This window comes from Gimesia chilikensis (genome assembly GCF_007744075.1).
GTDB classification, from domain to species: domain Bacteria; phylum Planctomycetota; class Planctomycetia; order Planctomycetales; family Planctomycetaceae; genus Gimesia; species Gimesia chilikensis_A.
On the sequence record NZ_CP036266.1, the window covers coordinates 4,706,124 to 4,721,117 of the forward strand.

General features: G+C 55.6%; 9 protein-coding genes. 1 reads left to right on the forward strand and 8 read right to left on the reverse strand.

What is annotated here, in order from left to right:
* Window positions 1–8: 8 nt before the first annotated feature.
* The 7 genes from HG66A1_RS17695 to HG66A1_RS17725 all read right to left on the reverse strand — a co-directional run bounded on the left by HG66A1_RS17695 (window position 9) and on the right by HG66A1_RS17725 (window position 11,218).
* Window positions 9–1,343 carry a sulfatase-like hydrolase/transferase gene (locus HG66A1_RS17695; protein ID WP_232106607.1) on the reverse strand — a complete coding sequence of 445 codons (1,335 nt, stop codon included), beginning with the start codon at window positions 1,341–1,343 and terminating at the stop codon, window positions 9–11.
* 171 nt (window positions 1,344–1,514) lie between these two features.
* Window positions 1,515–2,813 (reverse strand): DUF1501 domain-containing protein, encoded by a 1,299-nt coding sequence (locus tag HG66A1_RS17700; protein WP_145186812.1) that lies wholly within the window; start codon window positions 2,811–2,813, stop codon window positions 1,515–1,517.
* 51 nt (window positions 2,814–2,864) lie between these two features.
* Window positions 2,865–6,110: a DUF1549 domain-containing protein gene (locus HG66A1_RS17705; protein WP_145186815.1), complete on the reverse strand. Its 3,246-nt coding sequence runs from the start codon at window positions 6,108–6,110 to the stop codon at window positions 2,865–2,867.
* Window positions 6,111–6,247: 137 nt separating this feature from the next.
* Window positions 6,248–7,015, reverse strand: a complete 768-nt coding sequence (locus HG66A1_RS17710) for a 3-hydroxybutyrate dehydrogenase (protein ID WP_145186817.1) — start codon at window positions 7,013–7,015, stop codon at window positions 6,248–6,250.
* A gap of 3 nt (window positions 7,016–7,018) precedes the next feature.
* Entirely contained in the window at window positions 7,019–7,951 is a 933-nt protein-coding gene (locus tag HG66A1_RS17715; protein WP_197996645.1) for a 3-hydroxyacyl-CoA dehydrogenase family protein, read from the reverse strand.
* Between the two features lie 31 nt (window positions 7,952–7,982).
* Window positions 7,983–9,182 (reverse strand): acetyl-CoA C-acetyltransferase, encoded by a 1,200-nt coding sequence (locus HG66A1_RS17720; RefSeq protein ID WP_145186823.1) that lies wholly within the window; start codon window positions 9,180–9,182, stop codon window positions 7,983–7,985.
* Complete coding sequence (locus HG66A1_RS17725) at window positions 9,179–11,218, reverse strand: AMP-binding protein (RefSeq protein WP_145186827.1); 2,040 nt, start codon at window positions 11,216–11,218, stop codon at window positions 9,179–9,181. The genes HG66A1_RS17720 and HG66A1_RS17725 overlap by 4 nt, the downstream gene beginning before the upstream one ends.
* 325 nt (window positions 11,219–11,543) lie before the next feature.
* On the opposite strand from HG66A1_RS17725, the gene HG66A1_RS17730 reads away from it, so the two are divergent.
* Window positions 11,544–13,616 carry a M20/M25/M40 family metallo-hydrolase gene (locus HG66A1_RS17730; protein WP_145186830.1) on the forward strand — a complete coding sequence of 691 codons (2,073 nt, stop codon included), beginning with the start codon at window positions 11,544–11,546 and terminating at the stop codon, window positions 13,614–13,616.
* Between the two features lie 11 nt (window positions 13,617–13,627).
* Here HG66A1_RS17730 and HG66A1_RS17735 read toward each other — a convergent pair whose 3' ends face one another.
* A complete protein-coding gene (locus HG66A1_RS17735) occupies window positions 13,628–14,761 on the reverse strand; it encodes a YdiY family protein (protein WP_145186833.1) in 1,134 nt (377 codons plus the stop codon).
* Window positions 14,762–14,994 lie beyond the last annotated feature (233 nt).

Sequence of the window (14,994 nt, forward strand, 5' to 3'; positions counted from 1 at the left end):
AGGGTCGTTTATTTTTCCGGTTGTGGTGTTGCGGACTGGGTGACATCCTTTTTCCAGACCTCGAAAGCAGTCCGCAGGCTGTCAACACGCTCAGGCTGCTGCTCAGCCAGGTTCTTTGATTCAGAAAGGTCTTCACTGAGGTTAAACAGTTCCACCGGTGATTTCCGATTCTGATTCAGAACCAGCTTCCAGGGCCCCTGTCTTACCGCCGAATTGCCGCGGTAGTCCCAGTATATTTTTCGTGACAGTAGTTGCTTTTGTGCGGTTAACAATCCCGCCAGACTCACGCCGTCCAGTTGATGTCCCTGCGGAACGCGAACCCGGGTCAGTTCCAGAATCGTGGGCATGACATCGATACTGATCGTGGTCTGATCACAGACCGTTCCCGGGGAAATCTTGCCCGGCCAGCAGGCAATCGCCGGCACGCGGTGTCCGCCCTCCCAGACGCTCCCTTTAAAACCGCGCAAAGCCCCGTTGGACCCTTTGTTATTGGCCCCGTTGTCCGACAGAAAGAAGATCAGGGTATTATCGGTCAGATCGAGTTCCTCGAGGACGGCGACCACTTTACCGATGCCCTTGTCCATTTCGGTATTCATTTCCCGGTAGGCATTCGCGATATCCTCGCGCTTGGCCGATTTAATTTCGCCGCCCCCCGCTTTACGCATCGCTGGATCGTCCGGTCCCTGGTAGGGGTAGTGCACCGCTTCATGTGCAATATAGACAAAGAAAGGCTGCTCATGCTGCGCGCGGATAAACTTGACCGCATGCTCTGTAATCAGATGCGTCGAATACCCCTGCTCTTCCCGGTTGAGCTCGGCACCATGCCACCAGTCAAAAACGCCCGTCTGATCGAGATGGGCGACGTAATCCACATTGCCGCTGACGTACCCTACAAACTGTTGGAAGCCGCGAAATGTCGGATTGTACTGCCGCTGATAACCCAGATGCCATTTGCCGAACATGGCTGTCCGGTATCCGGCATCCAGCAGGCACTGCCCCAGGGTAATCTCATTCTTCTGTAGACCATGGTGTCGATTCTTCTTTGGATCGGCATACACGACGCCATCAATGCCGGCCCGCTGCTGATAGCGTCCCGTCAACAGTCCCGCGCGTGTCGGACTGCAGACCGCACCGCTGGAATGAAAATCGGTAAACTTCATGCCGCGAGCTGCCAGCTGGTCCAGATGGGGTGTCTGACAGTTCTTACTACCGTAACAACTCAAGTCGCCATACCCCAGATCATCGGCCATGATCAATACGATATTGGGCCGCTGCGATGTTTCGTCAGCGATTGCCAACGCAGGAAGGAGTAACGTGATTAGAATCAGCAATGATTTCAGCAAGAGCGCACCTCTCAATCAGTCAAAGCGAGTTTGAATCAGCAAAGCCGTCTCACTGTTACCGAAAGTAATCAACGTAGGGGAAGATTAACCGTAACGGCGCAGACTTTACCATCGCTTTATTAGACTGGAGTGAGTGTCTGAAATCAATCGCACAGCGCGCTATCGCATGTCTCAGGCAAAGAGTTCATGCATAATCCGACCGTGGGGCACCAGCATCGTCGGTCGCCCGGTGTTGGTGTAATACTCTTTCAGTGGATCAATACCCAGTGCGTGATAGATCGTGGCGGCAATGTCATCCGGTGTGATCTCGGTCTGGTCATCCGGTGCATCGCCGGCTTTGGTCGTCCCGCCGATCATCTGTCCCGGTTGCACTCCCCCGCCAGTCATCAGGCACCAGTTCACACGGGGATAGTGATCGCGGCCCGCGTTCTCATTGATCTTTGGCGTCCGCCCGAATTCGCCCATGATCACCACCAGCGTCCGTTCCCAGAGTCCCTTCTGCTTGAGCATTTCCAGCCCTGCGGTCATCCCCGAATCCAGCGGCGGTATCAGGCGTCGATGCCCGGCAAAGTTTTCGGTATGCGTGTCCCACCCCTGGTAGGTCACGGTTACAAAAGGCACGCCATATTCGATCAGGCGACAGCCCAGAAAGACAGACTGGCTGAATTCATCGGCACCAAACATCTGGCGTAATCTGGGTGATTCCTGCTCGACATCAAAGGCAGCCCTGGCCCGTTTGGAAGTAATCATGTGATAGGCCTGCGAACCAAACTGATCGAGTGCGTCCAGTAACTGGCTCTCGGTCTGTTCCCCTTTGAACCGGCGGTCCAGCTTGTTGAGCAGCTGCTGCCGCTGATTGACTTTTTCCAGCGTCAGACCTTCCGGCAGCGAAATCCCCCGCACCTGGAAGGGCTTTCCAGGTTGAGGCACTGTGTTCGTCTTAAAAGGCGCAAAGGCATCTCCCATATAGCCGGCGTTCCACTCCGTTTTGGGAATTGCGACATAGCCGGGCAGATCGGGGCGGCTGGGAATCTCTTTGGTGATCACCGATCCCAGTGAAGGATAGATCAGCGCTGGCACAGGTCGATTTCCGGTCGAAATCCAGGACTGCCCCTGGGGATGTGCTCCCGCGGAATGCGAAATCCCGCGCAGCAGTGTGAACTGATCGGCCACTTTTGCGTATTTCGGCAGATACTCACACACCTGATGCCCCGGCATGCAGGTTTGAATGGATTTGAACTCCCCCTGCGTCTCCACCGGCGCCTCGGGTTTCATGTCCAGCGTATCGAGATGCGATACCCCACCCGCCAGATTCAGAAACAGGACCGCATCTGCCGACGATTTCTTCCGGACGGGAGCCTCTGACTGGGCGGCTGACAGTTTCAGGAATCCGGGCAATGACAGTCCCAGTCCTCCCAGGAACCCCGCCTGCAGGACATCTCGCCGCTTAATCTGTTTCCGTTGTTTCATAATTCCGTCCTCATGCGCTCTGTCGATCGCAAATTTTTCCATTCCGCGGGTCTAATGATTCGTAATGAACTCCTGCGTGTTGAGCAGCGCCCACATCAGGTCCTGAAGTCCTTCCTGAATCGTTTTCGTCGTCTGAAGGTACTCCAGGCTGTCTTGCAGTTCCGATTCTTCCGGCAGACGGGAGAGTGTCCGCAGATAGGCTTCCTGAATAAGCTCTTTCCGAACCGCATCATCAAAAGTCTGTTGTTTCATTTCTGCCAGCCAGCCATCCGGGCGGGTCAGTTGACTCAGCATCTCGGCATCATTCCGCACATAGAGCGACTGTAACAGCGTCGGCTGATCCTGGCGTTCACAGTCACAGTTGGTGGTCCGCAAAGGTTTGCCGAAAACCAGCAAAGAAAAATCAATCGAACGTGCCTGGAACGAAAGCGGGTGCTGTGTAATCTTACGTCCGTCCATTTTGCTGACGTGCTGCAGTAACTTCCTGTCTCCCGCCGTTGCCTGTTGAATCGCATCGATGGCCACTTCCGCCGGGAGTCTCCGCAGCACAGCATGACTGAAATTGCGGGTATCTTTCCGATTGCTCTCATTGGGTCGCCAGCTGAGCTGATACGTCCGACTGTTGGCAATCGTCCGATGCAGCCACTTCATATCGTAACCGCTCTCAATGAAACCCTGCACCAGATAGTCCAGCAGGGCCTTGTTACTGGGAGGATTCGCCTGATTCAGATCATCCGGCGGATTGATAATCCCCACGTTGAAGTAATGCGCCCAGATCCGGTTCACGAATGCTTTCGCAAAATAATGATTGGGCTCATTCAGCATCCACGCCATCAGCACTTCACGCGGATCCTGAATCTGACTGATGTCGATCTCTTCTCCCCCCAGCAGTTTGGCAAGCTGCTGGTCCCCCTGCGCGGGTTCAATGTAAACTTCCCGCCAGGGAATCGACCGTCCCTCAGCCGCAATCCGCAGATAACTCTGTCTGCGTAACGCAGCGGTATTGAGCTTCACCGGCACGCCCAGCATGTTCCGCGTCTCTTCATGCAGGACGCGGGCATCGGGGGGCACACCGAATTTGATGCGCGTGAAAAACTCGGTAAACAGCTTGAAATCCTGCTGCGACCACTCGTCGAAGGGATGCTTGTGGCACTGGGCACAATCCAGCCGCATGCCCAGAAACGTATAACCAAAGGCGAGCGCCTTATCGGAGGGTACCGTCATGTTCGAACGCGCCCAGTAGTGGGGCATCGTATTGTCCAGCGCGGTGAAGTCGGCCCGGTCTTTGACGCTGGTGAATTCACTCTGTTGTGCCATGAACTCTTCGAAAGTCTGTCCCGGCAGTCGACTCGTACCCAAAATGATCCCCGAGACAATTTTATCCCAGCCGACATTATCTTCCACCCGTCGCCGAATCCAGGCATTCCACTGACCGGCCACGGGTTGTGCCATTTCGGTCCCGCCCAGGTAGCCCGCGTTACTGCCTGTCAGATCAGACAGCTTCAAACTCCACCAGGCCACGTAACCGGGCCGTGCGAGCAGTTCCTCGATCTTCTGACTGCGTTTCTCGGTAGACGGATCTTTGAGAAAATCCCGAATCTCGTCCGGCGTGGGCAGCGTGCCCGTCATATCCAGGCTGACGCGTCTCAGAAATTCTTCGTCCGTACATAATTCAGAGGGTTGGATGCCCAGCTTCTGCAGCTTGTTAAGCACATGACGATCTACGACGGTCGGCGTCGGGACCTTGGGATATTCTCCCGGCTGATACTCCCGCACCGGTTGCAGGACCTGCGTGGAAAAGATCCCGTTATCGTAATACGAAATGACATAAGTATCGCCGGGAGCTTTCGCTCGTATTACACCTTCCGTCGTGACTTCCGCGACACTGTCGTCTTTGGATTCAAAGCGGGTCAGGCAGGTCACATCTTCTCGCGTCCCATCCGACCAGACGGCAATCGCTTTCAACGTCGCCGATTCTCCCTTTTTCTTAAAGACGATCTGTCGGGGCGTCACATCCAGCCTTACAAAACGGGGGCCTTCTGGAGAAACGGACGCGGCTCCCGCAGCAATCCAGTCGTGCAGCAGCTGTTGTTCCCAACCGCCGGGAGGCAGGCGCAGCCCCCCTTCATGTTCGTCTTCCGAGGTCGGCTTGTTCAATACCAGGCTTTGCTTCGGGTGCTGTTTGTCGATCCGCTCCAGCAGATTGTCATGGTCCAGCTTGAAGTCATAGCCGAACATCGACAGTTGAAACCCGCCCCGCCCCTGAAACGACCCGTGACAGTTGCGACTGTTGCACCCCAGTCGCCCCAGCAACGGGATCACATGCTTTTGAAAATCGGGAACCAGCTTCTCCCCCGCTGCGATCCGTTCTTGAATCGGTTTCAGCAGCGGTTGCTCTGTGGTCGGAACCAGCTGTTTCTGCTCAGTCAATGCAGCCAGTGTCTCTGGTGTGGTTAAATCATCGGTGAACAAAGCTGTCTTCGAAAGTTGAGTTTTCAGTTCTGACAGAGCCTCCGAGGTCAGCCCCGTGTGATAGACTTCCAGGCCTTTCAGATGTGAAAGTTTTGAAAGTGCACCTGCCGCTTCAGGACCGAGTGTGCAACGATTGAGACAGAGGTATTCCAGTGCAGGCAGCTTCAATTCTGCCAGCTGTGTGCCCCTGACCTTCGTTCGTGCCAGGTAGAGCGTCTTCAACTGCGGAAATGCGTTGAGCGCAGACAAACCTGCATCGCTGACCTGGGTTCCCGAGAGCAGCAGAACTTCCAGGTGCTGCAGTCCTTTCAGAGAAACCAGTCCCTGGTCGGTAATCTTTGTATTACGCAGTGACAGTACTTTGAGCTGCGTCAGTTGTGCGAGCTGTTTCAGTCCCGCATCGGTGAGCTGCGTATTGTCGAGGTAAAGTCGCTCCAGACGATTCAACTTCCGGAGGTACTGCAACCCTGCATCCGTGACCTTCGATTCCGAAAGTAATAAGGTATCCAGGTTGGTCAGATCCTGAAGATGGGGTAGTACTTCATCCCCGAGGTGCGGGCAGACCAGGGCCAGGTAATCCAGCTGATGAAACTGTTCGAGGTGAGCCAGCTTTTCGGCGGTGACGTGCGGTTTACTGAACCGTACGAGACGGACCGTGCCATCTTTGTTCTGCTGTAGATTCGTATAAATCCCACGCAGCTCCCTGATGGCGAGCTCCTCGGGCGTCTGCGCCACAACGGGAGCCTCTGTTTCCGCTGCAACCACCTGCAACGGCAGCGTCAGCAATAACAGCCACAAGGATCGGGTCGGACGTGGAACGCGCATACTTCACCTCATCACACAAGTCGGGTAAGGTGTTCTGTGAGCCGCTTACATAAGCACACTCTAATGCGTCACGTCCCTGTTAGCAATGTTAAATAATTGCCCGCCCGGTAAAAACGGAGATCAGGCCATTAACCGGGCTATTGGGCCGTCCAGCCGCCATCGATGGTCCAGCAGGCACCGGTGATGGATTTGGCCTGCTCCGAACAGAGATAACTCACCATCGACGCCACCTCAGAAGGCTCAATCATACGGCCCGTCGCAGACGCTTTCAGGAAGACCTGACTTTCCACCTCTTCAATGCTGATCCCCAGTGTCTCCGCCTGGGCGGCGATCTGCTGTTCGACCAGGGGCGTTCGCACATAGGCGGGACAAATCACATTGGCAGTGATCTGAAACGGTCCCCCTTCCAGGGCCGTCGTTTTCGTCAATCCGACCAGTCCATGCTTGGCGGCAATGTACCCCGCTTTATTGAGTGAGGCCACCTGGGAATGAATCGAGCCCATGTTGATGATGCGTCCCCACCGCCGCTCTTTCATTCCGGGCAGGACATACTTTGTCAGCAGAAAGGGCGCTGTCAGCATCACCTGCAGCATCTTCTCCCAGACCGCTTCCGGAAAATCTTCCAATGGCGAGACATGCTGAAAGCCCGCATTGTTGACCAGGATATCCACGCCACCCCATTCCCGGGTCACCCGCTCCACCAGCGACTGACACTGCTCTACCTGCGAGAGATCGGTGGAGATAAACAGCGTCCGCTGTCCTTCCGCAGACAGCTCCGTGAGATATTCAGGCGCGTGCAGATCGGCGATCGCCACATCACAGCCCTCATGGAACAGCGTCCGGGCAATTTCCGCCCCGATGCCGCTGGCAGCGCCGGTGATCAAAGCGACTTTGGCTTGTGTCATGATTTATTCCTCTTTCAGAATCTGCTGAATCCGCGCCAGCTTCTCATCGCGCCAGGCAGCCCACTCGGCTCGCCCCTGTTGTTCCAGGTACTTCTGCGTCCCCGCCACCGCTTTCTCTTTGGCTGACTCGGGAATCCGGGTCCAGGTCTGCATGTCTTCCCAGTACGCTTCGAACGAAGCCCCGATGGTATCGAAGAACTTCTGGTAACCGCCTTCCCCACCCCCCAGCTCATAAATCAGGTGCTGTCCCATCAGCGCCCAGCGCAGACCCGGTCCCTGGCAGAGGGCCGCATCAATGTCTTCGACACTGGCGACCCCTTCATCCAGTAATGCCAGCGACTCGCGCCAGATCGCCGCCGCCAGTCGGTTGGCGATGTGACCCGGGACCTCTTTATTGAGGATCACGGGATACTTGCCCAGTTGCTGAAAAAAGTCGCGTACCCGTTCGACGGTCTCTGGCGCTGTCTGTTCGCCGGGCACCAGTTCCACCAGCGGGATCAGGTGCGGCGGATTGAAGGGATGCGCAATCAGCGCGCGTCCGGGGTGCTGCATGACTGACTGCATTCGCGTCATTAACAGCCCCGAAGAACTGCTGGCCAGAATGGCGGTCTCGGGAGCAGACTGCTCGAACTGCCGATAGACGTCGGCCTTGATCTCGTAATCTTCAATCACCGATTCCTGCACGTATTCTACATTGGTTAACAACTCCTGCATCGAGTCAACCTGTTGCAGATTCTGGAGACCGACGGCTTTCGCTTCTTCGCTGAGCAGTTCCAGTTTGACCAGCCGCTGCAGATTGTTCTCCGCTACGCCGAGGGCCTGCTGTTTGACTTCCTCGTTCACATCGTAGATCCGAACATTCAGCCCCTGAGCCGCGAAAAAAGAGGCCCAGCTCGCCCCGATCAAACCTGCTCCCAGAATCCCAATTTCCTGCATGCTAAAACGCCCTCTTTCTTCAATAGTCACTTCAAGCGGACTCAAATAACATGGCGATTCCCATTCCGCCTCCAATGCAGAGCGAGGCAATGCCGCGGGCAGCCTGCTGTTTCCGCATCTCATGCAGCAGCGTTACTGCCACGCGGGCCCCGCTGGCTCCCAGAGGATGTCCCAGGGCAATCGCTCCGCCGTTGACGTTCACGCGGGCTTCATCCCAGCTCAGCTTCTTGCCCACCGCGAGTGCCTGTGCCGCAAACGCTTCATTGACTTCCAGCAGATCGATGTCCGCGAGTTTCAGCCCTGCATCCTGTAACAGATCTTCAATCGCATTGGCCGGCCCCATGCCCATAAACTGTGGATCCAGTCCCACATTCGAAAAGCTGCGAATCCAGGCCAGCGGTTGCAGCTTCTGTTCGACGACAAACGCTTCCTCCGCGATCAGCAGCGTCGCGGCTCCATCGTTGATCCCCGAGGAATTCGCTGCGGTCACGGTCCCCCCCTCTTTTTTGAAGGAGGGACGCAGGCACGAGATGGCTTCCAGGCTTGTCTCTTTCCGCGGGTGTTCGTCGACGGAAACCAGCTGCGGTTCCCCTTTGCGCTGTGGCACCGAGACGCCCACGATTTCCTCGTCAAACTTTCCCGCTTCCAAAGCGGCCTGGTAACGTTGCTGGCTCTGTACCGCATAACGGTCCTGGTCCTCCCGCGTCACCTCGTATTTCTCAGCCAGGTTCTCGGCGGTAATCCCCATGTGACAATCATAAAAGGCATCCCACAAGGCATCGTGGATCATGGAATCGACGAGCTGCTGATCGCCCATCCTGAATCCGCTGCGAGCCCCTTTTAACAGATAGGGAGTGTTGCTCATGCTCTCCATCCCGCCCGCCAGAACGACACGCGACTTGCCACACAGAATGGACTGCATTCCCAAAGCGACCGACTTCAGACCGGACCCGCAGACCATGTTCACGGTCGTCGCCGGGACATGATAGGGAATGCCCGCGTGCACGGCCGCCTGTCGCGCCGGGTTCATACCGCAGCCGGCAGTGAAGACCTGCCCCAGGATGACTTCATCCACCTGCAGTGCGGTCAGGTGACTCCGCTTGAGTGTCTCCTTGATGGCGGTCGTACCCAACTGGACTGCCGACAGATTCTGAAAGGCGCCGTTGAAGGCACCAATGGGTGTGCGGACGGCTCCCAGAACGGCAACCCGCTGTTCTCCCTGCTGACTCATGTTTCTGAACCTTGAAATAAATCCCGTAATTTCCGCCGCATCACTTTGTTGGATGCCGTGCGGGGCAACTGTTCGATCTCACGCACCGCCTGTATTTTAAACAGCGGATTGAGCTGACTGCGAATGATCTGCTGCATGCCGGACTGCAGTGACTCTGCCTCGAAGTTCGCTTCCGGCTGCATGACGACATAAATCACCAATAGACTCGGACCGCCGCCCGCCGGTGGGACCGCAATCGCGGCCACTTCCCGCACGCCCTCCGCCTGGGTGAGCAGCTCCTCAATCTGCACGGAGCTGACTTTGATGCCTCCCAGGTTCATCGCATCGTCAATCCGGCCCTGCGCCCGGAAATAACCGTCGGGCAACGCTTCAATCTGATCGCCGTGCCGACGCAAGAGTTCCCCCTCCGGTCCCGGCGGGATGTCGGCAAAGTAGACTTCATGGTGATCGCGGTTGATCAGGCGGGTCGACAATCCAATCACGGGAGGCACGAAGAGGACTTCGCCGTTTTCAGTCAGGTGACCTGCTTCATCCAGTAGCAGCCAGTCGAAGCCGACAGCCGGACAGGCAAACAGGCCGGGCACACCCGGCTTCAAGACTGTGCCCGTAATGTAACCGCCGCCGGTCTCGGTTCCGCCACAGTATTCGATCACGGGACGATAACCGGCCCGCGACATCAGCCAGAGCATATCGTCCGGATTCGAACATTCCCCGGTCGAACTGAAAACCTTGATTTGCGTCCAGTCCAGCCCGGCGACACTATCCTGGCTCCGCCAGGCAGAGACGATACTGGGGACCAGCCCCAGCATGGTCACACGGGCGTTCTGTACGAACTCACAAAACCCACGACTGGTCGGCACCGCATCGCTCAATGCAAGGGTCGCATCGTTGATCAGCGTGGCATACACCAGCCAGGGGCCCATCATCCAGCCCAGATTGGTCGGCCAGCAGACGACATCGCCGGCCTGAATATCATGATGCAGAAACCCGTCGCCGGCGGATTTGATCGGCGTGGTCTGATCCCAGGGAATCCCTTTGGGATTGCCCGTCGTTCCGGAAGAAAAGAGAATCGTGGTTTCATCGTGCGGATTGCGGGGTTCACAGGTCAGCCCCCGGTTCTCCGAGAGAAATTCCGACCAGGGCCGGTCCCCTTCCCGGAGCGGCCCCTGTAGCGTCTCCTGTTCGGGTAGCACAATTGCAGGGAGCCGTTGTTCCTGGCCGAGTTTGGTATAGAGGGGCAACTGCCTGCTGCCGCGGGAGATGACATCCTGGATGAAGATGAGTTCCGGCTCGGTAATCTTCAGCCGGACCTGCATCTCTTCGGCAGAGAAGCTGTCGGCAATAGTCACCACCACACAACCGGCGGCGATGATTCCCAGAAAAATCGCCACCGATTCCACTGTCATCGGCATCATGACGGCGATCCGGGTTCCGGGTTCGTAACCCGCTGCCCGCAGTCCATTGGCCACCTGCGCGGTCAGCTGTTTCAATTCGGTATAGCTGAGTTGCTGCAGTTCCGAACTTCCTTTCTGGAAGCAGACGGCTGTCTCGTCGGATTTATCGCGAAAACAACTCTCGACGATATTCAAGCGCGCCCCGGTCAACCACTGGACCTGTTCGATCCCTGCCTCAACGTTCATGACCTCATGCGGCGGTTCCTGGAACCGGATCCGCAGGGAATCGATCAGCTTCTGCGTAAAATGGTCTCGATCGTGCACCGACCAGGAGTGCAGGTCTTCCATACTGTGCAGATTCAACTCATTCAGCCAGCCTGCCAGATTGGATTCCGCCAGTTCCCGCTCCCCCGGAAACCAGGCTGGGGCGGGCGTACCACTTTCGAGCTGACTCTGATAGACGCTGTGATACAACAGTTGATGGACGGCGAACGGGAGTTCGGGAGTGAGGAAATCTGTGACCAGCGTCTGCCAGAGTTCATTTTCGTGCTGTGAAGGTAGGGCCTGCAGTCTCTGTTGCAGCTGAACCGCTGTTTCAGGCGAGAGACCACAGTTTTCGAGCGCTGCCGCTGTGATGTCCATGAGTGATTCCCAGTTCAATTGTGCATCCCGTCAGCAGCATGGTCCATGTGCTCACGGTGGGGTTCTCTTTTAGACTCTACCCGTTCCGCCGGCAATTCGCCAGTTCAGGCCGCTGCTTCGTAAACGCAACAACAAAAAAGAGTTGGGAACAAATATGTTTTTTGATTTATCTTTATTAACAGGCTTCCATTCAGCACGGGAATTGCGAAAATGATAATATCGGGTGCGCGCCTTAGAGTAGTGCGTCCCGCTTCCAACAGTCTTCCAGACGAACACGTAAAGACAACAGGCCCCCTTTTCAGAAACCTGTGGAGAAAGAGGTTATATGTCTGTTCTGAACTCGAACCGGATTTCCAGATTACTCGCAACCGGATACGGTCTGCTTTTCGTATGTGGCGTCAGCCTCTCACTGATTACCGGCCCTGCCAGCCTGCGGGCCGAAACTCCTACCAAACCCGCCAGCGCCAAAGCCAAAACGGAAGTTGATACCGCCAGCGGCAAACGGATGCTGGACGCGATCAAATACCTGGCCTCCGATGAACTTGAAGGGCGTGGGGTCGACACACAGGGCATCAACCTCGCTGCGGACTATATCGTCAAAGAATTCAAAGCAGCCGGCCTGGATGTGACAACGGTCGAAGAAAGTGCCTTTCAGAAATTCACCATCAACACCGGCAGCAAACTGGGACCGACCAACGAACTGCAGTTGACCGGACCGGATGGAAAAACAATTCCCCTCGCCTACGACAAAGATTTCCGTTCCTGCTCGTTCGGCGGCTCGGGAAAATTTGATGCGGAAATCGTCTTCTGCGGATACGGCATCGATGCCCAGGACGCGAAATACAATGACTATGCCAACGTCGATGTGAAAGACAAGGTCGTCATCATCATGCGTCGCACGCCTCAGCAGGGCGATAAAGAGAGCCCGTTCGCAGGGGCCCATGGAATTTCGCGTTACGCAGCTCTCCGCTACAAAGTGAGCACCGCATTCGGCAAAGGGGCCAAAGCGATCCTGTTCGTCAACGATTACTATTCTACGCAGGAACACAAAAAAGAGGCCCGCGAACTGGAACAGGACGCGATTGAAGAACTGATTCTCGCTACCGAAAAATGGGAAAAAGCAGCGAAGGATAAAGAGGAAACCAGTGCTGTTTCACTGAAGAAAGCTCTGCACGACGTGCAGCAGGCACGCAAGAATCTCAAAGAGGCGCATTTCGACCGGCTGATGGAATTTGGTTATGCCGGCAGCGGAGATGGCCGTTCGATTCCAATCGCTCACATCACGATCGAAAAGTGTAACGAACTCTTCAAGGACGCAGGGAAACCAACGCTGCAGGAACTGGAAGGTAAAATCGACGAAACTTTCAAGCCGGAAAGTTTCGCGTTACCCCAGTGGAAAGCCCGGGGCGAAATTTCGGTCGAACAGATTCGCACAGAAGTCAAAAACGTGATTGGCGTGCTGGAAGGCAAAGGGCCTCACGCTGATGAAACCATCGTCATCGGCGCCCACTATGATCACGTCGGTTATGGCGGTGAAGGTTCACTGGCCCCCGGTTCGACCGATGTCCACAACGGTGCTGACGACAATGCCTCGGGAACCGTGGCCCTGATCGAGCTGGCCCGCAAGCTGGCAGCCCGCAAGGAGCCCCTGCCTCGCCGCCTGGTCTTTATCGCCTTTACGGGTGAAGAACGGGGACTGATCGGTTCAGCACATTACGTCAAAAATCCCGTGTTTGACCTGAAGAACACCGTGGCGATGCTCAACATGGATATGGTCGGACGTTTAACTGACGACAAGCTGACCGTCTTCGGTACCGGCACCGCCCCCCGCTGGAAACAACTGGTAGAAAATACCGCGAAAGCCTATGATCTGAAACTCTCACTCAAGCCGGAAGGGTTCGGTCCCAGCGATCACAGCTCCTTTTACGGCAAGCAGATTCCGGTACTGCACCTCTTTACGGGAACTCACAGCGACTACCATCGCCCCTCCGATGACTGGGACAAAATCAACATCCCGGGCATGGAACGGATCATCGGGTTTCTGGAAGAGATCGCTATCGCGACTGCAGAGAACCCCGACCGTCCTCAATATGTGAAGATCGAGCGTCCTGCCGCGACCATGCGTTCCGGTAACCGGCCTTACTTCGGCAGTATTCCGGACTTCGGTGGAGAAGGCCCCGGCTATCACATTTCGGGAGCTTCTCCCGGCAGTCCGGCTGACAAAGCGGGCCTCAAAGCCGGCGATGCCATCATCAAGATGGGCAAGACGAAAATCGATGGTCTGGATGACTTCGACCTGGCCCTGCGGATGTTTTCCGCCGGCGAGGAGGTAGAGGTCACTGTCCTGCGGGACGGAAAGCGAGTCAAACTGACCGTGAAGCTGGGTAAACCCAAATAAGCGTTATCTGTTTATTTTCGCGTGTAAACCAGGGAGACCGTTCCGGTAAAATCGTTCTTCTTACGGCCCGCGTTGGGATAAGAGTTGTAGACCTGCAGCAGTCCCAGTCGCAGGTTCCAGCGGTCTTTGTTGTCCAGCTTGAACAGGATCCCCGTTTCGCTTGTCAGACGGAGAATCTGGATATTGTCCACACTGGGAGTCCAGGTCTGTTTGTGCTCGAGTTTCGCATGGTCCCCTAAGGGCCAGTGGAATTCGATTTCGGCAAAGACGTCGAGTGTGGTTCGTCGCATACTGGGATCGTTATAAATTTCGTGCGTACCACCAGGACCAACACGCACGATCAATCGGCGATCTTTTTCATTGACAAAACGGTAACCAAGACCACTGGAAATCGTACCCCGCCAGTCCAGATTCTCAAACTCGTCGTAAACGTTCTTATTCGTTACGAAGACAATCCACTTCGTGGTGCGCGCCACGTCCAGAGTCGCATTACCGTACCAGCGGTTGGCATCGCGAATACCATTGGACTGCCCCCAGCGACCGCCGATCTCAAACAGAAACTGGTTATCATCATCGGACTTCTCCAGTTGCAGTGCGGTGGTGACATAGTCCCGCTGCGTATTTCCAGCCAGAAAAGTTCCGCCGATCTCCATCCGCTTGGTCCAGATTTCAGCGTATTCCCAGCAGGTGTCATAATAGTTTTCCACCCGATCCCAGGGAGACGTATTTTCATCTTCAACATCACCGAACTCCGGTGAAACGCCAATCGGCTGGGGAACTGGTGTCTGATTGATCATGGCCGGCAGCGGGGGAAGTTCCACGTTCTCATTGCTGACCAGCAGTTCTTCACCCGGGGGTGGAGCATCGGGGTCGGTCGCCAGCTCGGCGTATTCGAGCCGATCCACATCTTCCAGCAAAACCTTACGGACACTTCCATCAGTCAGCTGGAACAGGATCTTGCCCGACTCAAAACCGACGCTTTCTCCCGCCAGGAACTCCCCACTTTTAAGATAGAGCGTTTCTGCCGGTACCGGTTCTGCAGCAGACAGCACATTACCCAGGCTACAGACCATCAGCCAGAGCATCATTATTCGCAGGCTGTACCAGCGATATTTTCTTCCTGTAATGAGGTGGAAACAACCCATTAGACCATCCGTGGCTGGATTACTCAGTGATAAGTAGTTGAAGTTTGGTGTAGATTTGCGCGACAGGGGTTAAGAAGGGACCGGGATTTTAGTTAGGACGGCGAATCAGTGCAATGTGTATCTCTGAGTACGTTCATTTGATCACCAGAGCGAATCCCCGATTTATCACAGGTTGTTTTTTTGCATCTAACTCCTTTTAAAACAGAAATTTATATAAACAATACCTGATTACA